Consider the following 21170-nt stretch of genomic DNA (forward strand, 5'->3'; position numbering starts at 1 on the left):
ATGGTCGCAGGCATCGCCCCGCGCGTGGTGCGCCACAGGATCACGGCATTGCACAGATTGCGCAGTTACTGACTGATTTGTAACAATTTTACGCCCCCGGCGCTACGGTGAATCGCGGTTTGAGGCTAAAGAGTTTCAAAAAAATCCATAATATAAGTGCTGGTCTTTTGGGCGTTCGAGGCGGCGTGGCCCGGGGGGGGAGATCGCAGGCCTGCATCTTGCCATCGACCAGGGGCGGGCGTCACAGATCAGATCTTTTCCAGCCGGGCGCCCGGGGGTAGGGTCCGGTCATGACAGCTTCTCCTCGATTCATTCACCTGCGCACCCATACCGAATACTCTCTTCTGGAGGGGGCGGTGCGGCTGAAAAAACTGCCGGATCTGTGCAAGGCCAACCAGATGCCGGCCATCGCGGTGACGGACACCAATTCGATGTTTGCGGCGTTGGAATTTTCCGTGACGCTGTCCGGCGCCGGCATTCAGCCGATCATCGGCTGCCAGGTGGATCTGACCTTCGAGAAGAGCGAGCCGGGCGACAAACCAAAAGCACCTGCGCCGGTGGTGCTGCTCGCTCAGAATGAGACCGGCTATGAACATCTGATGAAGCTGTCCTCCTGTCTCTATGTGGACAAGGGGGGGCAACTGCCGCAGGTGTCGCTTGAGGAGCTGGAGATCAATTCCGGTGGGTTGATCTGTCTGACGGGGGGGCCGGATGGTCCGGTGGGCAAGCTGCTTCAGCAGGGGCAACGCCCCGCCGCCGAGGCCCTGATGGCGCGGCTCAAGACCATGTTCCCGGATCGCCTCTATGTGGAGTTGCAGCGCCACCCCGGCGAGGACGGGCAACCCGAGGCGGAAACCCTGACCGAGCGCGGCCATGTGGAGATGGCCTATGCGATGGATCTGCCGCTGGTCGCGACCAATGACGTCTATTTCCCCAAGACCGAGATGTATGAGGCGCATGACGCGCTGATCTGCATCGCCGAAGGCGCCTATGTGGATCAGGCCGAACCCCGCCGCCGCCTGACTGCGCAGCATTATTTCAAGAGCCAGGAAGAGATGATCGCGCTGTTTGCCGATCTGCCGGAGGCGATCGAGAACACCGTGGAAATCGCGCAGCGTTGCGCCTTCATGGCCTATCGGCGGGATCCCATCCTGCCGAAGTTCGCAGATGACGAGGTGGTCGAGCTGCGCCGGCAAGCCAATGAAGGCTTGAAGGACCGTCTGGCGGTCATTCCCCATGCGGTACCGGTGGAGAAATACCAGGAGCGGCTCGATTTCGAATTGAACATCATCGAGGGCATGGGATTTCCCGGCTATTTTCTGATCGTTGCGGACTTTATCAAATGGGGCAAGGAGCAGGGCATTCCGGTGGGACCGGGGCGGGGGTCTGGTGCGGGCTCTTTGGTGGCCTATGCGCTGACCATTACCGACCTTGATCCGCTGCGCTACAGCTTGCTGTTCGAGCGCTTCCTCAACCCCGAACGGGTTTCGATGCCCGACTTCGACATCGACTTCTGCATGGACCGCCGCGAGGAGGTGATCCGTTACGTGCAGCAGAAATACGGCCGCGACAAGGTCGGGCAGATCATCACCTTTGGCGCGCTGTTGTCCAAGGCGGCGGTGCGCGACATCGGCCGTGTGTTGCAGATGCCCTTTGGCCAGGTGGACCGGCTGTCGAAGATGATCCCGGTGGAGGGGGTGAAGCCGGTGTCGATCGAGAAGGCCCTGCAGGACGAGCCGCGACTGGCGGAGGAGGCGCGCAACGAGCCGGTGGTGAACCGCCTGCTGACCTATGGCCAGCAGGTGGAGGGGCTGTTGCGCAATGCCTCAACCCACGCGGCGGGGGTGGTGATCGGCGACCGGCCGCTGGATGCGCTGGTGCCGCTCTATCAGGATCCGCGCTCGGACATGCCGGCGACCCAGTTCAACATGAAGTGGGTCGAACAGGCCGGTCTGGTGAAATTCGACTTTCTCGGTCTGAAGACGCTGACGGTGATCCAGAACGCCATGCAGCTGATTTTCAAATCGGGGCGGCCCCTGCATGTGAATGCCGAAGGGGCGCAGCTCTATGAACCCGCAGAGGGCGCCGAGAACCACATCAACGCCATTCCGCTGGACGACAAGGTCACCTACGACCTTTATTCCCGGGCAAAGACGGTGGCGGTGTTCCAGGTGGAATCCACCGGCATGATGGACGCGCTGAAGCGCATGAAGCCCACCTGTATCGAGGACATCGTGGCGCTGGTGGCGCTTTATCGTCCCGGCCCGATGGAAAACATCCCGGTCTACTGCGAGGTCAAGAACGGCCAGCGCAAGATCACCTCTGTGCATCCGCTGATCGACCACATCCTTGAGGAAACCCAAGGCATCATCGTCTATCAGGAACAGGTGATGCAGATCGCGCAGGTCATGGCGGGCTACAGCCTTGGCGGCGCGGACCTGCTGCGCCGGGCAATGGGTAAGAAGATCAAGGAGGCGATGGACGCCGAGCGCCCGAAATTTGAAAAAGGCGCGGCAGAAAACGGCGTCGACAAGAAAAAGGCCTCGGAGGTTTTTGACCTTCTGGAGAAATTCGCCAACTACGGCTTTAACAAATCCCACGCGGCCGCCTATGCGGTGGTGTCCTATCAAACCGCGTGGCTGAAGGCGAACCACCCGGTGGAGTTCATGGCGGGCGTCATGAACTGCGACATCCATCTGACGGAAAAGCTCGCGATCTATTTCGAGGAAGTGAAGAAGGGGCTCCAGCTGCCGTATGTGGCGCCGGACATCAACCGCTCGCTTGCGACCTTTGACGTGGTTGATGGGGAGCTGATCTACGCGCTGGGCGCGCTCAAGAACGTCGGTGTCGATGCCATGAACCTGATCGTGACAGCGCGGGGCGATCAGCCGTTTGTCACCCTCTACGACTTTGCCCGCCGCGTGGACCTGAAGCGTGTCGGCAAGCGCCCGCTGGAGATGCTCGCACGGGCCGGGGCGTTTGACGTGCTGGACAGCAACCGCCGCCGTGTGTTCGAGAGCCTTGAGGGGCTGGTGCAATATTCCGCCGCCATTCAGGAGCAGAAGAACTCCAACCAGGTGTCGCTGTTTGGCGAGGCCGGCGATGACCTGCCCGAACCACGTATGGCGGGGGTGCCCGATTGGCTGCCCGCCGAACGCCTGAGCGAGGAGTTCAAGGCGGTTGGTTTTTATCTGACGGGGCACCCGCTGGATGACTATATGCCAGCGCTGAAACGCAAGGACGTGATGACCCTGGACGAGGTCATGGCCAAGGCCGAGCGCGGTCCCTTCATGGCCAAGATGGCAGGCGTTGTGGCGGGGCGGCAGGAGCGTAAATCCGCACGCGGCAACCGCTTTGCCTTTGCGCAGCTCTCCGACACCACCGGGGCCTATGAGGTCACGATTTTCTCGGACGTATTGGAGAAAAGTCGCGAATTTCTGGAAACCGGCTCCAAGGTGGTGATCACGGCAGAGGCCACCATGGAGAGCGACCAGCTCAAGCTGTTGATGCGCTCTGCCGGGCCGGTGGATTCCGCCATTGCCGATGCTGGGCGGTCGAGCCTGCGCGTCTACCTGGAGAGCGCATCGGCGGTGGCAACCGTGGCAACCGTGCTCGAAGACGCCAAGAAAGCCGCCAAGAATGCCAGCCCCGGCGAGATCTACGTCTATCTGCAAGACCCGAACCTGCCCGGCGATGTGGAGATGGAACTGGGGCAGATGTTCCCGATCAACCCGCAGATCAAAGGCGCGCTCAAGAGCCTTGAGGGGGTGATGGATGTCGAGGAAATCTGAACGCGCGCGAGCCAGCCGATAAGTGCGGCCCTGTTTGCGCCCGCCGCGTGATTGTTCGTGATGCGTGATTGTTTGCGATGCGTCGACGGTTGCGGCTTATTGCTGGAATTGTTGCGCGGGCATTGCGCGTCCGAACGGGCGAAGAATCAATTGAATCCTGCGCAGGAGGCCGCGTCGCGATGCAGGGGCGTGGCACCGCAGACACCGGGAGGCAATGATAGGTCACGATGCGTGGCGCCTCAACACCGCCCCTACCGCATCAGCCTGAACCGGCCTGGAACCCGGCAAGGCTGCGGGGCGAACAAAACAGGGGCGCGGCTCCGACCCGGACAACCGCACCCCCGTGATCTTGTGTTCGTTCGACCTCAGAGGCCGAGTTTGTTCTTGGCCGTGTCGACGTCGGATTGGAACACATATCCGCGTTTCAGCGTGCTGGTCGCACTGGTCACCGGCCACCATTCGGTAGAGCCCGGCCAGCTGCGGTACATGACGCCCCAGCCATTCACAACGTGTTGAATGCAAAGGGGTTCTGCCGCAGAACTGCCCGCAGCGTTGCCTTGGGGATAATACCAGGTCAGGTTCTGGCACAGGGTGCCATCTGCGCTCACCGTCCAAGTCCCGGCAGCCATGTTTTCGCTGTTTTCGGCGCACCAGGCGCGGACCTGATTGTTGGGTGAGAAGTAGATGCCCCCACCGCAATCCTGTTCCCAGAGATCGGTTTTGCCCGCGTAGGTGCCGATGACTTTATCAACGGACGCCGGACGTGCATTGCGCGGCTTTGGGTCGGCAAATGCCGCAGCGGGCAGGCTCGCCACGAGGGAGAGGGACAGAAGAGTTTTAACAAGTGGCACCATGGATCATGTCTCCTTGCGCGTCGCGTTTCAGCAGTCAGGTGAATTTGTAGAAAATCTTGTCCAAACTTTATGCATCGACGCAAGCGCTATCGCGGGTGAGGTGACGACGGAACAGCCGCCAGACCACATGCGCCCGCGTCTGAACCCGGCAATCGCATGCGTGTGGCGGCGCCTAGTAGTGCGGAGGGCGCTCGTCGCCAAAGACCGCGCCACCGGTGCCTTCGGCCTCGCGCTGGGCCTCGCGCTCCATCAGCATCTGCACGCGCCGCTTCAGGAGGTCGATGTCCGACTGCTGGCTGGTCACGATCTCGTTCAGCTCATCGACGGTGCGGGTCAGATAGGCGATCTGTTCTTCGAGATGTTGCATGGGGCAGGCCTCCTGTGTTGCGGACTGATGTAACGCGGGCGCGGGCAGGCGTCCATGGGGCGCGCGCAGGGCGTCGCACCTTGCTCACTGAGGCCCCTTGGGCTAGACGCAAGCGCGAGAAACCACCCGCAAGGAGGCCACAATGGCCAAAGCCAAGAAACAGCCCCGTCCCAAGGCAATTACGCCCAAGGGATTCCGTGACTATTTCGGCGAAGAGGTGACCCAGCGCACGCATATGCTGGCCACCATTGCGGAGGTTTACCATCATTACGGCTTCGAGGCGCTGGAATCCTCTGCTGTGGAAACGGTCGAGGCGCTGGGCAAGTTCCTGCCCGACGTGGATCGTCCGAACGCCGGTGTTTTTGCGTGGCAAGAGGCCGACGAGAACGACCCCGAGGGCAAACCTGGCGACTGGATGGCGTTGCGCTATGACCTGACCGCCCCCTTGGCCCGCGTTTATGCGCAGCACCGCAACGACCTGCCCAACCCTTATCGTCGTTTTGCGATGGGGCCTGTGTGGCGCAACGAGAAACCCGGCCCCGGCCGTTATCGCCAGTTCTATCAATGCGATGCGGATACGGTTGGTACGGCCTCCATGGCGGCGGATGCAGAGATTTGCATGATGCTGTCGGATACGCTTGAAAAGGTTGGGATCCCGCGTGGCGACTATCTGGTGCGCGTCAACAACCGCAAGGTTTTGAACGGTGTGTTGGAGGCGATGGGCCTTGCCGAGGAGGATCCCAAGCGCGACGACGTCCTGCGCACCATCGACAAGTTCGACAAGGTGGGCGAGAGTGGTGTGCGCGAGCTTCTGGGCAAGGGACGGCTTGATGCCTCTGGCGCTTATATCGACGGCGTGGGGCTTGAGGAGCAGCAGGCAGAGCCGGTGCTGGCGTTCCTGACGTCCAAGGGCGACACCGTGGCAGAGACCATGACCAACCTGCGCGCCGCCGTGGGCGACAGCAAGGTCGGCCAAGAGGGCATTGCCGAGCTGGAACTGATGGGCGCGCTTTTTGCCGCTGCAGGCTATGGCGACGACCGCATCCTGATCGACCCGTCGATCGTACGCGGGCTTGGCTATTACACCGGCCCTGTGTTCGAGGCCGAGCTGACCTTTGAAATCTTTGATGAAAAGGGCCGCAAGCGCCAATTCGGCTCGGTTGCGGGCGGTGGGCGCTATGATGGTCTGGTGAAACGCTTCACTGGCCAAGAGGTGCCTGCGGTGGGTCTGTCCATCGGGGTTGACCGCCTGCTGGCGGCGCTGCGCGAAAAGGGCCGCCTGGCCGCGACCCCCACCGGGCCAGTGGTGGTGACGGTGATGGACCGCGACCGCATGGCCGACTATCAGGCCATGGTCGCCGAACTGCGTCAGGCGGGCATCCGCGCCGAGGTCTATCTTGGCAACCCCAAGAACTTTGGCAACCAGTTGAAATACGCGGACAAACGCCATTCGCCCGTGGCGGTGATCGAAGGTGGCGATGAAAAGGAACGCGGTGTGATCCAGATCAAGGATCTGATCCTCGGTGCCAAGATCGCTGAAAGCGCCACCTTGGAAGAGTGGAAAGAACGCCCGAGCCAGTTCGAAGTGCCCCGCACGGAGTTGGTCGCGAAGGTGCGCGACATCCTCGCCAGCCAAGCCAAAGATCAGGAGGGCTGACCATGCCCAACCGTTCCCAGATCGAAGCCCGCGCGGCGCTGTTGCGTCAGCGCTTTGAAGTTGCGGGCGGCGTTGTCGTCGACCCGCCGCTGTTGCAACCTGCTGATATCCTGCTGGATCTCTATGGCGAGGATATCCGTGCGCGCGCCTATGTGACCTCAGACGCGCTGCGGGGTGAGCAGATGCTCCGCCCGGATTTCACCCTGCCAATGGTGCAGATGCATATGAAGGGCGGTGCGGAACCTGCGCGCTATACCTATGCGGGGCAGGTGTTTCGTCGTCAGGAACACGACCCGGACCGGGCCAATGAATTTGTGCAGGTGGGCTATGAGGTCTTTGACCGCACCGACCCGGCGGACGCGGATGCCGAGGTCTTTGCGCTGTTTCAATTGCAATTGCGCGGATTGGAATTGCGTGTGGCAACCGGTGATATTGGTATCCTCCTGGCTGCGGTCGAGGGGCTCAACACCACGGAGGTGCGCAAAGCGGCGCTGCGTCGGCATATCTGGCGTCCACGCCGGTTCCGCGCGCTCTTGGATCGCTTTGCCGGGCGTACCCCAATGTCCGAGAGCCGCAAGAAACTGTTGTCGACCACAGGTCCGCTGACCGGCACCGCACCGGAGATCGGCAAACGCCGCGCTGCCGAGATTGATGCGCGGGTTGACACCCTGCGGGCGGATGCGGCGGCGCCGCCGATCTCTGAACATGAGATGGAAGCGCTGGAGGCCCTGCTCGCGGTGCGGGAAACGGTGCCTTATGCGCTGGAACAGATGCGCGACATTGCGGTCGATCTGCCGGCGATCCTGCCGGCCCTGGATCGGCTGGAGGCCCGCACATCCGCGATGAAGGCGCGTGGGATCGCGATTGATCAGCTTGATTTCGAGGCCTCGTATGGCCGCACCTCTATGGAGTACTACGACGGCTTTGTGTTTGGCTTTTACGCTGAACGCCGTCCGGACCTGCCCCCCATCGCAACGGGCGGGCGTTATGACGCGCTGACGCGATATCTGGGGCAGGGGGATGAAATTCCCGCAGTCGGCGGTGTGATCCGCCCAGACCTGATCCTGACGCTCGAAGGGGAGGCACAGTCATGAGCATCAAGCTGGGCGTGCCGTCCAAGGGGCGGCTGATGGAGAAGACCTTCGACTGGTTTGCAAAACGCGGCATCACCCTGTCGCGCACCGGATCTGATCGCGAATACGCAGGTGCGGTCGAGGGCGTCGAGGGGGTGGATCTGGTTCTACTGTCGGCGGGTGAAATCCCGCGTGAACTGGCGGCGGGTCGCATTCACCTAGGCGTGACCGGCACCGACTTGGTTCATGAAAAACTGCCGCGTTGGGAGCAACAGGTGGAGGAGCTGGAGCCGATGGGCTTTGGCGAGGCCGACCTGATCCTCGCGGTGCCGCAGTTTTGGATCGACGTGGACACGCTCGAAGATCTCGATGCTGTTGCCGCCGCGTTCCGACGTACCCATGGCCACAGATTGCGGATCGCGACCAAGTACCACCGTCTCATTCGTGAGTTCCTGGCGGATGCAGGTGTTGCGGATTACCAGCTGATCGACAGTCAGGGCGCAACCGAAGGCACGGTGAAAAACGAGACCGCCGAAATGGTCGCCGATATCACCTCGACCGGAGAGACCCTGCGCGCCAATCACCTGAAAATCCTGTCGGATGGCCTGGTGTTGCGCAGTCAGGCAACGCTGTGGCGCAGCCGGGTGGCGAAATGCACGTCTGAGGAAAAGGCAGCGCTCAAGGCTCTGTTGGCCAAGATCGACAGCTAACGGGGCGATGCGCGCATCCTGCGCGCCGGGCTGTTTGTGTTGCCAGAGGGGCCGCGGGGATCGCGGCCCTTTTCTCGTTGTTGGGGCAGGGTGCCTGCCTGGGGGCGGGGCCGTAAATTGGGGAACGGCTGGAAGCCTCGGGCCCACCCGCGTCAGATCACGCCGATTTCAGCCAGGGCTTGAGACAGTTCGGTGGGCAGGGCCTCTTCGCTTTCGCGCCCTTCGGGCAGGTCTGCCGGCGTGTCCTCGGGTTTCAGATAGCGCCAACCCTGAAAGGGGCGTTTGGGCGCGGTATGTGTCCGGTGGATGTCTGGTTCAAGAACGATCGCACACCGTCGGATTTCGTCCTCGCCATAGACTTCATCCATCCGCAGAATGCGTTGGCGGCATTGGACCAATCCTTTGATAACCCAATAGATTGACCCGCCGTTCAGGATTTCGGGCTCCCGTTTGGGCCACATGCGGGTCACATGGCGCGGCAGCCCATCTTGCCAGCGTTTGGCATAGATCGCTTGCCAGCCGATCAGGTCCTCGACGCTCTCGGAACCAACAGAGAGCTTCACGAGGTTCATATGCTTGGTCACTGAATGCTCCCACCTTCGTTCCGCGTTTGGGATGGCTATTGTAGCCTGTCAGATGCTGGCGACAAGGACCGCTGTACCGTCGGCCTCCGACAGGATTGGTGACTGTCATCGCGATCACAGGAACCCACTGATGCAGCATGAATATGAATGATGTTCATGTTTGTGTGCAATATAATGAGGTTGATTTGAGTTGGGCGTCTTCAGTACCAAGGGCGCGCAATATGACAGGACCGGTATGATCAACTTTTCTCTCTCGACCTCGGACAGTTTCAAAGCCATTGCCGCCGCCGCGCGCGACAGAATACTCATTCTGGACGGCGCGATGGGGACGATGATCCAGACCCTGAACATGACCGAAGAGGATTTTACCGGCGGCGGACATATCCATGGGCCCGGGTGCCGTCACCATCCCTCGGATCATCCGCAAAAGGGCAACAACGACCTGCTGGTGCTGACCCAGCCACAGGCGGTGGAGGACATCCAGCTGGAGTTCGCCCTTGCAGGCGCCGACATCCTGGAGACCAACACTTTTTCCTCCACCACCATCGCGCAGGCGGATTACGGGCTGGAGAGCGCTGTGCATGACCTTAATGTCGCCGGGGCGCAGGTGGCGCGGCGTGCGGCGGACCGGGCGGAGGCGATCGACGGGCGACCGCGCTATGTCGCCGGGGCGGTGGGGCCGACCAACCGCACCGCGTCGATCAGCCCGGATGTCAACGATCCCGGCTATCGCGCGGTGAGTTTCGACGACCTGCGCATGGCCTATGGCCAGCAGATCGACGGGCTGATCGCAGGCGGATCGGACCTCATCCTGATCGAGACCATCTTTGATACGCTCAACGCCAAGGCGGCGATCTTTGCCGCCTTCGAGAGCTTTGCAAAGGTGGGCAAACGGCTGCCGATCATGATTTCCGGCACCATCACGGATGCCTCGGGGCGCACGCTCTCCGGGCAGACGCCCACCGCGTTCTGGCATTCGGTGCAGCACGCGCGGCCCTTTACGGTGGGGCTGAACTGCGCGCTCGGCGCGGATGCCATGCGCCCGCATCTGGCAGAGCTTTCCGGTGTCGCGGAGTCTCGGATCTGTGCCTATCCGAATGCGGGCCTGCCCAATGCCTTTGGGCAATATGACGAAACCCCGGATGAGACCGCCGCGCTGGTCGAAGTCTTTGCGCGCGAGGGGTTGATCAACGTGGCGGGCGGCTGCTGCGGCACCACGCCGGACCACATACGTGCCATTGCCGACCATGTGGCGAAATATCCCCCGCGCACGGTGAAGGGAGGCACGCAATGACCGAACCCCTGCTGCGCCTGTCGGGTCTGGAACCCTTTGTTCTCACACGCGATATTCCCTTCGTGAATGTGGGAGAACGCACCAATGTCACCGGCTCGGCCAAGTTTCGCAAGCTGATCACCAACCGCGATTATGCCACGGCGCTTGATGTTGCGCGGGACCAGGTGGAGAACGGCGCCCAGATCATCGACGTCAATATGGACGAGGGCCTGATCGATTCAAAACAGGCGATGGTGGAGTTCCTCAACCTCGTTGCGGCAGAGCCGGACATCGCCCGGGTCCCGGTGATGATCGACAGCTCCAAATGGGAGGTGATCGAGGCCGGTCTGCAATGTGTGCAGGGCAAATCGGTGGTGAACTCCATCAGCCTCAAGGAGGGCGAGGAGGCGTTTCGCCACCACGCCGGCCTGTGTCTGGCCTATGGGGCGGCGGTTGTGGTCATGGCCTTTGACGAGAGCGGGCAGGCGGATACTTTCGCGCGCAAGACGGAGATCTGTGCCCGCGCCTATCGGATCCTGACCGAGGAGGTCGGCTTTCCGCCCGAAGACATCATCTTTGATCCCAATGTGTTCGCGGTGGCGACGGGGATCGAGGAGCATGACAACTACGGCGTGGATTTCATCGAGGCGACGCGCTGGATACGGGAGAACTTGCCGCATTGTCACGTTTCTGGCGGGGTGTCGAACCTGTCGTTCAGTTTCCGCGGCAATGAACCGGTACGCGAGGCGATGCATGCGGTGTTTCTGTATCACGCGATCAAGGCCGGCATGGACATGGGGATCGTCAACGCCGGACAGTTGGCGGTCTACGATCAGATCGACCCGGAGCTGCGCGACGCCTGCGAGGATGTGGTTCTGAACCGGGTTCCGGCGAACGGCGCCACCGCGACCGAAAACCTGCTGGATATTGCCGAACGGTATCGGGGCGCTGGACGCGAAGAGAAAAAACGCGATCTGGCGTGGCGCGAGTGGCCGGTGGAGCAACGGTTGGAACACGCGCTGGTCAACGGGATTACCGAGTTTGTCGAAGAGGACACCGAGGCGGCGCGACTGGCGGCGGCGAAGCCGCTCGATGTGATCGAGGGGCCGCTGATGGCGGGCATGAATGTGGTCGGCGACCTGTTCGGCGACGGCAAGATGTTCCTGCCGCAGGTGGTGAAATCTGCGCGGGTGATGAAACAGGCGGTCGCGGTGCTGCTGCCCTACATGGAGGCCGAGAAGGAGGGTCAGCGCGAAAGCGCCGGGCGCGTCCTGATGGCCACGGTAAAGGGCGATGTGCACGACATCGGCAAGAATATCGTCGGCGTCGTTCTGGCCTGCAACAATTACGAAATCATCGACCTGGGCGTGATGGTCCCGCCGCAGAAGATCCTCGAAGAGGCGCGCGCGCAGGACGTCGACATCATCGGCCTGTCCGGTCTGATCACCCCGTCGCTGGATGAGATGGTGCATCTGGCCAGCGAGCTGGAGCGCGAGGATTTCGACGTGCCCTTGCTGATTGGTGGCGCCACCACCTCGAAGGTGCATACCGCGGTGAAGATCGCGCCCGCATACAACAAGAGCCAGGCGATCTATGTCACCGACGCCAGCCGGGCGGTGGGCGTGGTGTCCGCGCTCCTGAGCAAGACGCAGAAACAGCCCTATATCGAGGGCATCCGCGCCGAGTATTCCGAAGTGGCCGAACGGCACGAACGCGCCGAGCGGGCCAAGCAGAGGTTGCCGCTGGCGGCGGCGCGCGCAAATGCGTTTCAGGTGGACTGGGGCAGCTACACCGCCACCGAACCCAGCTTTACCGGTGCCAAGGTGATCGACGGATGGGATCTGGCAGAGATTGCGCGGTTCATTGATTGGACGCCGTTCTTCCAGACCTGGGAGCTGAAAGGCGTCTATCCGCGCATTCTGGATCACGAGAAATACGGCGAGGCGGCGCGCAGCCTCTTTGCCGATGCGCAGGAAATGCTGGCCCGGATCATTGATGAAAAATGGTTTGCGCCGCGTGCCGTCATCGGGTTCTGGCCTGCAAATTCCATCGGAGATGACATTCGGCTGTTTGCGGACAAGGATCGTTCCGCTCCGCTTGCGACCTTGCACACGCTGCGCCAGCAGACCTCCAAGCGCAAGGACAGCCCCAATCTGGCGCTGAGCGATTTTGTAGCGCCAGAAGGGGTGCCGGATTGGATTGGCGGCTTCGTGGTCACGGCGGGCCCCGAGGAAATCGCCATCGCGGAGCGGTTCGAGAAAGCGGGAGACGACTATGGCGCGATCATGGTCAAGGCGCTGGCCGACCGGTTCGCCGAGGCCATGGCCGAGATGCTGCACCAGCAGGTGCGGCGCGATCACTGGGGCTATGCGCCGGAGGAGAGTTTCGGCCCGCAGGAGCTGATTGCCGAGCCCTATGATGGCATCCGTCCGGCGCCGGGCTATCCGGCCCAGCCTGACCACACCGAAAAGCGCAGGCTCTTTGAGCTGCTGGAGGCGGAGGCGAACACTGGCGTCACGCTGACCGAGAGCATGGCGATGTGGCCGGGCTCTTCGGTGTCCGGCCTCTATATCGGGCATCCCGACGCCTATTACTTTGGCGTTGCCAAGGTCGAGCGCGATCAGGTGGTGGACTACGCGGATCGAAAGGGCATGGAGGTCTCCGAGGTTGAGCGCTGGCTCGCACCTGTGCTGAACTACCGACCGAGTTCCACGGCCGGGATCGCTGCCGAATAGCAATGGCAGGCGGCGCATTGCGCGCCGCCGATGCCTCCGGACCGGCGGAGCTGCGATCCTAGAATTCGCCCGGCGCACATTGCAGGCAGACCAGCCCTGCTTCGCGCCATGTGTCGACGACCGAACGGCGGTCATCGATGACGATCCAGGGTTCATACCCGTCGGCGCGCATCCGGGCGAGCAGGTGACGTTTTACCTCCGGGTCACTGGCCGCATCTTGCGCCTCTGGCCGCAGATAGATCGCGTCGAAATTCAGGTTGTTCCGCGTCAGCCAGCCTTCGGTTTCGGTCGACCATCCCTCTGGCCGCCCGGAGCAGATCACAATGGTTTCTCCGGCCTGTTTCAGGCGCCGCAGGAGGTGTCCCACAGGTGCGATCACCTTGGCATCTGCCATCGCCGCGTGAAAGCGATCCCAGTCCTTCACGTCACCGTGCACCAGCGGGCCGAGGGTCGCTGCATCAAAGGTTGCAAGGGTCCCGTCCACATCAAAAACGACACAAGGGGTTGCGGGGTCAGCTGGCATGTTGGATCTCCTGATGGGCAGTGCCGGTCCATGTGAAATGGATGGGAATGGCGTTGGCGGGGCGGGGGGAGTGTGATCCCTGGCCCGATAGAATGCGCAGGGCCCGGATGACGCCGGAATGGCAGACAATGACCGGCAGTCGCTCCCCGGCCTCGGCGCAGCAGGTGGCGATCGCCGCTGCAACGCGGTCGATCATGTCCGGCCAGCGTTCCCCTTGTGGGGGATGAGAGTCCCGGGGCGGCTGTTCGGACAGCGGTCGTCCTTCAAAAACGCCCCAGTCGCGTTCCCGCAGATCGGCGTTCACCAAGAACGCCTGATCGGGGAAGCCCAGATGGCAGGTCTCCTGCGCGCGCGCCATCGGACTGGAAAACACCGCAATCGGCGTGTCCCAGGTCAGCAGACGCAAATCGCGGGCCTGCCTCCGGCCGGTGTCTGTCAGAGGGACATCCAGACGCCCGGCGATTATCCCGTCCCGGTTTGCGCTGGTCTCTCCATGGCGGATCAGGCAGAGCGATCTCTGCGGTAGCCGGTTGGTCATAGCGCGATGCTTTCATGCATAAAAATCTCTGCTCCAAGACCGTCCTCGATCAGATACTCTTCGGGGCGGGGGCAGAAGGCCGGGGCAAAGCGTTTCGCCTTGAGGCGCTGGAGCATCTTGATCTGATCCCCAAAGGGCGGATGTACATTCCACCGTTGAAAATGCCCGCCGGGCACCGAACAGATGCCACGCGCATGTGCGGTCATATGCCCGGTAAACACCACATGTGCATCCTGTCCCAGGCGCCCGCTTTCGCGCCAGGCCCGCGCATATCCCCAGGCCGCGCCCCCATCCGCATTCGGGGTGTCGCAGATCAGGAAGCGCCCGTAGTCGTGATCGCTTGCGTGCAACAGCGGGGCGATGGCCTGTGCACGCGGGCTGAGGCCATCACTGGCCAGCGCGGAACGCAGGGCAGTGCGGCATTCAGGGTCCAGCACCACCGCCTCCAGACCAAAGCGATCAACCAGATGCAGGGCCATTTCACCGGCGCGACCGGAGGGCGGCACCGGGAGCAGGATCTGTCCGGGCAGGCGGTCGATCAGCGCATCGAGCGCCGCAAAGCGCTCCGCCTGGGTGATCGGGTCCAGATGATAGGAGCAATCCAGTATCGCGGTTGCGGCGGGTGGCGGGCTGTCGAAGGCGAACCATTGGGATTCCTCGGACCAGTCGCCAGAGTAGAACAGGCCATCGCCAATATCGAAATGCATCCAGACGCCACCCAGTGCATGCCCGTTGCGGCCGGTGGTCAGGCGGATGCCATCGATCTCGGTCACGCCCCGTTCGGGCAGCGGGCGGACTTCGGCGGCGGGCGGCAGCGCCTTGGCCGTCTGCATCGTGGTGTAGATCGGCAGGTTGGCTTCGACCGCGTAGGCGGCACCGCCGATGTGATCGATATGGTCATGCGTGATGAAGACCGCATCCGCGCCCTCCAGCCAGGCCGGATCAAAATGTGCGTTGGCCTCCGGACCGTGCCCACAATCCAGCAGCCAGACCTTGCCCTCGACCGTCAATCGCATGCAGGCGGGGCCTTTGTCGCCGATCCCCGATAGGACTTTGACTTCGTTCATTTATGCCTCCGAAAACGCCCACGGGCTACGCAGTGACACCCCCAGTTGCGCCCCTTCGGCATATCGTTCGCGGCTTTCCGCGAGCAGCTGGGCGCCATCCGGTGTTTCCAGGTTGAGCCGGTAGCGACCGCCCAGATAGGTGCTGCGGGTCACGCGGGACCGCAGATCACCTGTTTCGGAGAGGGTGATATTCTCCGGGCGCAGGCAGATCAGATTCGGCCGGTCGGTATCGGTTTCGACAGCCACCCGCGCCCCGAGCAGATGCGCCTCGGTCCGGGGGCCCGAGTGCGCGATGTCGTCGATCGGCAGAACCGTGCCTTCGCCGACAAAACCCGCGACAAAGCGGCTGCGCGGGCGCTTGTAGAGCGCCTCGGGCGTGTCGAACTGGGCTATGCGGCCGTCGGACATCACGGCAATTCGATCCGCCATGGCCATGGCCTCGGACTGGTCATGGGTCACGTAGACCATTGTCGCGCCGGTGCGGCGGTGAAAGTCGCAGAACACGTCCTGCATCGACGCCCGCAGCGCCACATCGAGGTTCGCCAACGGCTCGTCGAGCAGCACCGCGTCCGGGGCGGAAACCAGGCAGCGGGCCAGCGCCACCCGCTGTCGTTGGCCGCCGGAGAGTTCCGCCGGCATGCGATCACCAAAGGAGGTCAACCCGGTGGCCGCAAGCGCTGCATCGGTCTCCCGGTTGCGATCCGCTCTGGACGTGCCGCGCACCTCCAGGGGGTAAGAGACGTTGCGCCGCACGGTCATATGGGGCCAGAGGGCGTAGGACTGGAACACAAAGCCGATATTGCGGGCTTCGGGCGGCAGGGAATGATGGGTCCGCGCATTGGACACCTCGGTTGTGCCAATCGAGATCGCACCTGCGTCGGGATGCTCAAACCCCGCCAGCAGCCGCAACAACGTGGACTTGCCGCAGCCCGAGGGCCCCAGCAGGGCGACGAACTCTCCATCCGTGATCGAGGCGGTGATCGAGGCGAGCGCCGGGATACCGTCAAAGCGTTTTTCAACTGAGGTCAGCGTTATGTCTGCCATGGGACGACTCCTTTGGGCAGGCGGCGGGAGGCGAGCTGGACAACGCCCATCAACACCATCACCACCAGGACAATTGTCATGGCGAGGGCCGAGGCCATGACGGTCTCGCCACTGTCATCGAGATTGAAGATCATCACCCCCAGCGTTTCGGTTCCCGAAGACCACAGAAGCGCGGAAACCGTCAGTTCATTGAAGGCGGTGAGAAAGACCAGGATTGCTCCTGCCGCCGCAGAGGGCGCGGACAGGGGCAGGATGATGGAGCGCAGGCGCTGCCAGAGGGTTGCGCCGACCGATTGCGCCGCTTCGTTCATCGCGGGGTCAAGCTGGCGGAAACTGGCCTGAATGGGGCGGAACATCACCGTCATGAACCGGGCCAGATAGGCAAGGAAAATGATCCAGATCGTGCCGTAGAGTGTGGCCTCGGTGAAGGGGAGCTTGATCAACAGAAGGATCATGGCGATCGCCAGCACGACACCGGGCAGGGCGTAGGGCAGGTCGACAAGACTGTCAAAGATGCGCCCCAGCCGCGAGGGGCGCCGTTCCATCATCCAGGCCAGCGGCAGGCAGAGTGCCATCAGGACAAGCGCCGCGCCGAGCGACAGCGCAAAGGAATTGACAAAGGCACGGGAGGTGACCGGCTGGCGGAACAGGACTTCTCCCCAGGAGGACAGCGTCAGGGTGTCCAGGCTCAAAGGCACGCCATAGGCAGGCACCAGCGAGGTCGCCAGCAGGCCAGACATCGGCAGCACCAGGATGGCGCAGACAAACAGCCACAGGGCCGCTTCGATCGGCAGCCGCGCGCGCCCCAGGGGAATGGCAAGTGGCCGGCTGGCGGACCCCACCAGGTGCACGGTCTGGCGCGAGCGAAAGAACCGGTGCAGCAGGATGCCGCAGATCGCGACAAGGCCGATCAGCATTGCCAGGGCGGCGACCTCGGCCAGCACAGATGTGCCGAGGCCGGCAAGTTTCTGATAGATCAGTGTGGGCAGGGTGGAATACCCGGCCGGAATGCCCAGCATCGCAGGAATGCCGAAATTGCCAAGCGCGGTCACGAATGTAATCGCGGTGCCTGCGGCAAGGCTGGGCAGGCACAAGGGCAGGATGATCTGCCGCCACAGGCGCAGCCCCCGCGCACCGCTGATGCGGGCGGCCTCGACGGCTTCCTGCGGAATGGAGCGCAGCCCGGCACGCAGGGTCAGGAACACGATCGACGTATGCTGGATGCCCAGCAGTGCGATGATTCCGGCAGGGGAGTAAAGCGGTTGCGGTGCGCCCAGAGGCGGCGCAATGCCCAGCGTCTTGAGCAGAACCGAGGACGGTCCCATGATCTGGGTCCAGGACAGGGCGGTGATCTGCGGCGGGATCATCATCGGGATCATCAGGCAGAACACCAGTGTCGCCTTTGCCCGCAGGTCCGTAAGCGCCACCAGAAAGGCAAACAGGCTGCCGATGACCACCGATACCAACGTGCCGAGGCCCGCGGTCACCAGCGAATGGAGCAGTGCCGTCTGGGTGTTGTCCCGTGCCCAGATCTCGGACACGAGTGCAAGGCTGGCACGCCCGTCCACCGTGATGCCTTCGGCAAACAGTCGCAGCACCGGGGCGAGGGTGACCGTGATGGCGATCAGCAGAGCGACGTAAAGCAGCCGATCCTCGGATCGGCTGCCTCCATGGGTCTTGTTCGGCTGCATTAGTTGACGCCAAAGATCTCTGCGAATTTCTCTTTGTTGGCTTCGGCGTTTTTCAGCGCTTCTGCCGGGTCGAAGTCCATCAGCTTGATGGTATCGCGCGCGGGGAAGCCTGCCGGTACGCCCATGTCGTTCCGGGCGGGGATATAGCCCATGTCCAGCACCAGGTCCTGGCCGGCTTCACTCAGAACGAAGTCCACAAAGGACTGCGCGGCCTCGACATTCTTGGCGGAGGACATGATGGCCACCGGCTCCGTCACATAGGAGACGCCTTCTTCGGGAAAGACGAATTCGACCGGCGAGCCTTCGGCCTTGTTGCGGATGGCGAGGAAGTCCACCACCACACCGTAGGGTTTTTCGCCCGCGGCCACTGCCTTGAAGGTGCCGCCGTTGCCACCCTGGGCGCGGGCGTCGTTTTCGGCCAGATCGCTGTAGTAGTCCCAGCCCAGCTTGTCGTCACCGGTCAGCGTTGCCAGGTGGATCAGCGCGGCACCCGAGTAGAGCGGCGAGGGCATGGCAACCTGTCCCTTGAGGGCCGCGTCGTTGAGATCCGACCAGGAGGCCGGCGCTTTTTCGGCACCGGTGTTGTAGACGATGCCCGTCGTGATCAGCTTGGTGGAGTGATAATATCCCTCGGCGCTGTGCAGGGCGGGGTCATAGGCGTCTGCTTCCGGCGATTTATAGGCGGTCAGCAGGCCTTCCTGCGCCATGCCTTCCAGCGTCACGGTATCGGCGATCAGAAGCACGTCGGGTTGCGGGTTGCCGGCTTCGATTTCTGCACGTAGCCGGGCGATCAGTTTGGTTGTCCCGTCCCGGATCCATTCCACTTCTGTGCCGGGATTGGCGGCCATGAAGGCATCAACGGTCTTTTGCGCATCCGCATTGGGCTGGGATGTGTAGAGCGTCAGGGTGTCGGCAAAGCTGGCGGAGGCAAAGCAGGCAAAGGCTGCGGCGGTAACGATGGATTTCATTGCAGTTCCCCAAGTTTTGGCTTTCGAACGAAATGTTGCGGTGGGTGCCTTATTTCGGAGCTATGCAAACCTAATGTGACAATATTCCTTATAATCGCAATTTTTCTTGGCAGCATAGCCTCGGGTGAGTAGATTCGATGGATGTCAATAAACTTTCGAAGGAAAGCCAATGAAGCGGGATGATCTGAACATCCGCCGGGATCGCATAATTGCCCTTCTCACCGAAAACCAAGAGCTGTCGGCACGTGATCTCGCCGCGCAGCTCGGGGTGTCCGTTCAGACGATTCGCGCTGATTTGAGGGATCTTGACGCCGCGGCGCTGGTTCAGCGTCGCAACGGGGCGGTGCGGTTGCGCCAACAATCGGAGAATATCGCCTATCTGCCGCGGGTCGGTGCCTCGCGGCTGGCAAAGCAGCAGATTGCGCTGGTGGTGAAGAACCTGGTCAAGGACGGCGCCCGGGTGGCGCTTGGCACCGGAACCACGGTCGAGCAATGCGCCCGTATGCTGGCGATCCGGCAGAACCTGTTTGTGGCGACCAACAGCATTCACGCGGTTCATGCGCTGCAAAATGCCCCGGGTGCGGTGGTCGAGCTGGCCGGGGGCACCGTGCGCCTGCGGGATCTCGACCTGATCGGGGCCGCGAGTGCCGGGTTTTTCAGCCGCTTCCGGATGGAGCAGGCGATCTTCAGTTGTGGGGGGCTCTCCGAGGGGGGCGAGGTGCTGGATTACAATGCGGCAGAAATCGTGGCGCGACAATCGATCACCGAATGCGCGCGGGAGCGGATCCTTGTGGTCGACAGCGCCAAGTTCGGACGCGATCTGCCGTGCAGAATGGGACACCTCTGGGAGTATGAGGTGGTGGTGACCAACGCCCCGCTCAGCGCCGACATTCGCGACAGATGCGCGGCCACTGGCTGCCGCATCATCGCGGCGGAGGCAGAGTAACCCGACCCCGCGGTGTCACAGGGGCGGGCTTGGTCAGAAGGCGCCTGCCGTTGTGGCGGCAGACGCGATGCCGGAGCCGAACAGCGGATCAGGGCAGCTGTCGAAGAAGTTCCGGCGAAGGGTCGCCCGTCACCGGCATGCCGGTGCGCTGCTGATAGGCACGCAGCGCATCTCGGGTGTTGGGGCCGATCACGCCATCCGTGCCTCCGGTGTCGAACCCGGCGGCTGTCAGCTTGCGTTGCAGGGCAATGCGGTCATCCTTGGTCAGCCCGTATTGATCCGGCGGGAAGCTGCCCCGGAGCGGCGGGCCTCCTGCAATGCGATCCGCAAGATGCCCCACGCCGATCGCATAGGCATCAGAGTTGTTGTAGCGTTTCAGGGCGCGGAAATTGGCGGTCACGGAGAACCTGGGGCCGCCCTCTTGTGGCTGGATGCGGGTGCCTGTGGGCGCGCCCGGACCGGCCTCGCCGCCCCAGGGCAGGCCCTTTTGCCACCCGTTGCGCGCGAGATAGGCAGCCGTTGAGGCCAGCGCGTCGCTGGGGTCCTCGGACCAGATGTCGCGGCGTCCGTCGCCGGTGAAATCGACAGCAAAGGCGAGGAAGGACGTCGGAATGAACTGTGTGTGCCCCATGGCGCCCGCCCAGCTGCCGGTCAGGTTGCGGGCCGTCACGTGCCCAGCTTGCAGAATTTTCAGGGCCGCGATCAACTGGCGTTCGAAAAACGCCCCCCGGCGCCCATCGTAGGCCAGGGTGGAGGTTGCGGAGATGACCGGAACATCGCCGCGGCGTTCCCCGAAAAAGCTCTCAAGCCCCCAGACGGCGGTGATGATGTGCGCTTCCACGCCATATTGCTGCTCGATGGCGCGCAGGGTGCCGCGATGACGGGCATAGGCGGCCCGCCCCTTGCTGACCCGTTCCTCCGACACGGCGATGGACAGGTAGTCTTCGAGGGTGCGTTTGAATTCGGTCTGGTTGCGGTCGCGTTTGACCACGCCCGGCAGGTAGCCGGTCCCCCTGAATGCGGTGCGCAGAAGGTCCTGGGAAAAGCCCTGGCGCGCCGCCCGCTCCTGAAAGGAAGCGACCCATCTGGCATAGTCTGCATTGCGGACCGGGCGCAGATCATCGGGCAGCGGTTTTGGTCCACCCGGTTGCGTTTCGACGGTTGCGCCGCAGCCTGCCAGTCCGAAAGCGGTTGCCAGTGCCCCGAATTGGCGCCGGTTCATCGACATGTGTCACCTATTTGTTTTCTGTCCCTGAAGACAGACAATCATACAGGCGGCAGGGGATGTCACGCGAATGTCGGCGCGGGCGCCCTGTGGTGCATAATTCGGCTCATGCGCCTGAGGGCAC

General features: G+C 62.7%; 17 protein-coding genes. 7 read left to right on the top strand and 10 right to left on the bottom strand.

Annotation, left to right across the window (positions count from 1 at the left end; all coding sequences use genetic code 11):
• Positions 1 to 290: 290 nt before the first annotated feature.
• Positions 291 to 3791: a DNA polymerase III subunit alpha gene (gene dnaE / locus MHM88_RS14975; RefSeq protein WP_239366934.1), complete on the top strand. Its 3501-nt coding sequence runs from the start codon at positions 291 to 293 to the stop codon at positions 3789 to 3791.
• A 365-nt stretch (positions 3792 to 4156) separates the two neighbouring features.
• On the opposite strand, the gene MHM88_RS14980 is transcribed toward dnaE, so the two are convergent.
• Positions 4157 to 4645, bottom strand: coding sequence for a DUF995 domain-containing protein (locus tag MHM88_RS14980; RefSeq protein WP_239366939.1), 489 nt, complete (start codon positions 4643 to 4645; stop codon positions 4157 to 4159).
• 172 nt (positions 4646 to 4817) lie between these two features.
• Positions 4818 to 5012: a SlyX family protein gene (locus MHM88_RS14985; protein ID WP_239366942.1), complete on the bottom strand. Its 195-nt coding sequence runs from the start codon at positions 5010 to 5012 to the stop codon at positions 4818 to 4820.
• A gap of 142 nt (positions 5013 to 5154) precedes the next feature.
• On the opposite strand from MHM88_RS14985, the gene hisS reads away from it, so the two are divergent.
• The 3 genes from hisS to hisG are packed head-to-tail and all read left to right on the top strand — an operon-like array spanning position 5155 to position 8452.
• Positions 5155 to 6669, top strand: coding sequence for a histidine--tRNA ligase (gene hisS / locus MHM88_RS14990; RefSeq protein ID WP_239366945.1), 1515 nt, complete (start codon positions 5155 to 5157; stop codon positions 6667 to 6669).
• Between the two features lie 2 nt (positions 6670 to 6671).
• Positions 6672 to 7763 carry an ATP phosphoribosyltransferase regulatory subunit gene (locus MHM88_RS14995; protein WP_239323156.1) on the top strand — a complete coding sequence of 364 codons (1092 nt, stop codon included), beginning with the start codon at positions 6672 to 6674 and terminating at the stop codon, positions 7761 to 7763.
• Positions 7760 to 8452: an ATP phosphoribosyltransferase gene (hisG, locus tag MHM88_RS15000; protein WP_239366952.1), complete on the top strand. Its 693-nt coding sequence runs from the start codon at positions 7760 to 7762 to the stop codon at positions 8450 to 8452. Before MHM88_RS14995 ends, hisG begins: the two co-directional genes overlap by 4 nt.
• A 152-nt stretch (positions 8453 to 8604) precedes the next feature.
• Here the strand turns inward: hisG and MHM88_RS15005 are convergent, their stop codons facing one another.
• Complete coding sequence (locus MHM88_RS15005) at positions 8605 to 9024, bottom strand: DUF1489 family protein (RefSeq protein ID WP_255734676.1); 420 nt, start codon at positions 9022 to 9024, stop codon at positions 8605 to 8607.
• A gap of 247 nt (positions 9025 to 9271) precedes the next feature.
• Here MHM88_RS15005 and MHM88_RS15010 point away from each other — a divergent pair, with 247 nt between their 5' ends.
• Positions 9272 to 10330: a homocysteine S-methyltransferase family protein gene (locus MHM88_RS15010; RefSeq protein WP_239366966.1), complete on the top strand. Its 1059-nt coding sequence runs from the start codon at positions 9272 to 9274 to the stop codon at positions 10328 to 10330.
• Entirely contained in the window at positions 10327 to 13044 is a 2718-nt protein-coding gene (metH, locus tag MHM88_RS15015) for a methionine synthase (RefSeq protein WP_239366978.1), read from the top strand. Before MHM88_RS15010 ends, metH begins: the two co-directional genes overlap by 4 nt.
• 58 nt (positions 13045 to 13102) lie before the next feature.
• Here the strand turns inward: metH and MHM88_RS15020 are convergent, their stop codons facing one another.
• Genes MHM88_RS15020 through MHM88_RS15045 form a run of 6 tightly spaced genes read right to left on the bottom strand, consistent with a single transcriptional unit; the run spans position 13103 to position 18875 of the window.
• Positions 13103 to 13567, bottom strand: coding sequence for an HAD family acid phosphatase (locus MHM88_RS15020; protein ID WP_239366980.1), 465 nt, complete (start codon positions 13565 to 13567; stop codon positions 13103 to 13105).
• A complete protein-coding gene (locus tag MHM88_RS15025) occupies positions 13557 to 14105 on the bottom strand; it encodes a histidine phosphatase family protein (RefSeq protein ID WP_239366982.1) in 549 nt (182 codons plus the stop codon). The genes MHM88_RS15020 and MHM88_RS15025 overlap by 11 nt, the downstream gene beginning before the upstream one ends.
• Positions 14102 to 15172, bottom strand: a complete 1071-nt coding sequence (locus MHM88_RS15030; RefSeq protein ID WP_239366985.1) for an MBL fold metallo-hydrolase — start codon at positions 15170 to 15172, stop codon at positions 14102 to 14104. The genes MHM88_RS15025 and MHM88_RS15030 overlap by 4 nt, the downstream gene beginning before the upstream one ends.
• On the bottom strand, positions 15173 to 16216 hold the full coding sequence (locus tag MHM88_RS15035) for an ABC transporter ATP-binding protein (RefSeq protein WP_239366988.1): 1044 nt from the start codon (positions 16214 to 16216) through the stop codon (positions 15173 to 15175). It lies immediately after the preceding gene.
• On the bottom strand, positions 16204 to 17907 hold the full coding sequence (locus MHM88_RS15040) for an iron ABC transporter permease (protein ID WP_239366989.1): 1704 nt from the start codon (positions 17905 to 17907) through the stop codon (positions 16204 to 16206). Before MHM88_RS15040 ends, MHM88_RS15035 begins: the two co-directional genes overlap by 13 nt.
• The gene (locus MHM88_RS15045) at positions 17907 to 18875 is read right to left on the bottom strand and encodes an ABC transporter substrate-binding protein (RefSeq protein ID WP_239366991.1); all 969 of its coding nucleotides are present in this window, start codon (positions 18873 to 18875) and stop codon (positions 17907 to 17909) included. Before MHM88_RS15045 ends, MHM88_RS15040 begins: the two co-directional genes overlap by 1 nt.
• Positions 18876 to 19044: 169 nt before the next feature.
• On the opposite strand from MHM88_RS15045, the gene MHM88_RS15050 reads away from it, so the two are divergent.
• Positions 19045 to 19821 carry a DeoR/GlpR family DNA-binding transcription regulator gene (locus tag MHM88_RS15050; RefSeq protein ID WP_239366993.1) on the top strand — a complete coding sequence of 259 codons (777 nt, stop codon included), beginning with the start codon at positions 19045 to 19047 and terminating at the stop codon, positions 19819 to 19821.
• A gap of 88 nt (positions 19822 to 19909) precedes the next feature.
• Here MHM88_RS15050 and MHM88_RS15055 read toward each other — a convergent pair whose 3' ends face one another.
• Entirely contained in the window at positions 19910 to 21049 is a 1140-nt protein-coding gene (locus MHM88_RS15055) for a lytic murein transglycosylase (protein WP_239366996.1), read from the bottom strand.
• Positions 21050 to 21170 lie beyond the last annotated feature (121 nt).

This window comes from Epibacterium sp. MM17-32, from assembly GCF_022348205.1.
Classification (GTDB): domain Bacteria; phylum Pseudomonadota; class Alphaproteobacteria; order Rhodobacterales; family Rhodobacteraceae; genus Epibacterium.

Coding starts and splice junctions, on each gene's coding strand:
- dnaE (WP_239366934.1), top strand. CDS start 291: ATGACAGCTTCTCCTCGATTCATTCACCTGCGCACCCATACCGAATAC.
- MHM88_RS14980 (WP_239366939.1), bottom strand. CDS start 4,645: ATGGTGCCACTTGTTAAAACTCTTCTGTCCCTCTCCCTCGTGGCGAGC.
- MHM88_RS14985 (WP_239366942.1), bottom strand. CDS start 5,012: ATGCAACATCTCGAAGAACAGATCGCCTATCTGACCCGCACCGTCGAT.
- hisS (WP_239366945.1), top strand. CDS start 5,155: ATGGCCAAAGCCAAGAAACAGCCCCGTCCCAAGGCAATTACGCCCAAG.
- MHM88_RS14995 (WP_239323156.1), top strand. CDS start 6,672: ATGCCCAACCGTTCCCAGATCGAAGCCCGCGCGGCGCTGTTGCGTCAG.
- hisG (WP_239366952.1), top strand. CDS start 7,760: ATGAGCATCAAGCTGGGCGTGCCGTCCAAGGGGCGGCTGATGGAGAAG.
- MHM88_RS15005 (WP_255734676.1), bottom strand. CDS start 9,024: ATGAACCTCGTGAAGCTCTCTGTTGGTTCCGAGAGCGTCGAGGACCTG.
- MHM88_RS15010 (WP_239366966.1), top strand. CDS start 9,272: ATGATCAACTTTTCTCTCTCGACCTCGGACAGTTTCAAAGCCATTGCC.
- metH (WP_239366978.1), top strand. CDS start 10,327: ATGACCGAACCCCTGCTGCGCCTGTCGGGTCTGGAACCCTTTGTTCTC.
- MHM88_RS15020 (WP_239366980.1), bottom strand. CDS start 13,567: ATGCCAGCTGACCCCGCAACCCCTTGTGTCGTTTTTGATGTGGACGGG.
- MHM88_RS15025 (WP_239366982.1), bottom strand. CDS start 14,105: ATGACCAACCGGCTACCGCAGAGATCGCTCTGCCTGATCCGCCATGGA.
- MHM88_RS15030 (WP_239366985.1), bottom strand. CDS start 15,172: ATGAACGAAGTCAAAGTCCTATCGGGGATCGGCGACAAAGGCCCCGCC.
- MHM88_RS15035 (WP_239366988.1), bottom strand. CDS start 16,216: ATGGCAGACATAACGCTGACCTCAGTTGAAAAACGCTTTGACGGTATC.
- MHM88_RS15040 (WP_239366989.1), bottom strand. CDS start 17,907: ATGCAGCCGAACAAGACCCATGGAGGCAGCCGATCCGAGGATCGGCTG.
- MHM88_RS15045 (WP_239366991.1), bottom strand. CDS start 18,875: ATGAAATCCATCGTTACCGCCGCAGCCTTTGCCTGCTTTGCCTCCGCC.
- MHM88_RS15050 (WP_239366993.1), top strand. CDS start 19,045: ATGAAGCGGGATGATCTGAACATCCGCCGGGATCGCATAATTGCCCTT.
- MHM88_RS15055 (WP_239366996.1), bottom strand. CDS start 21,049: ATGTCGATGAACCGGCGCCAATTCGGGGCACTGGCAACCGCTTTCGGA.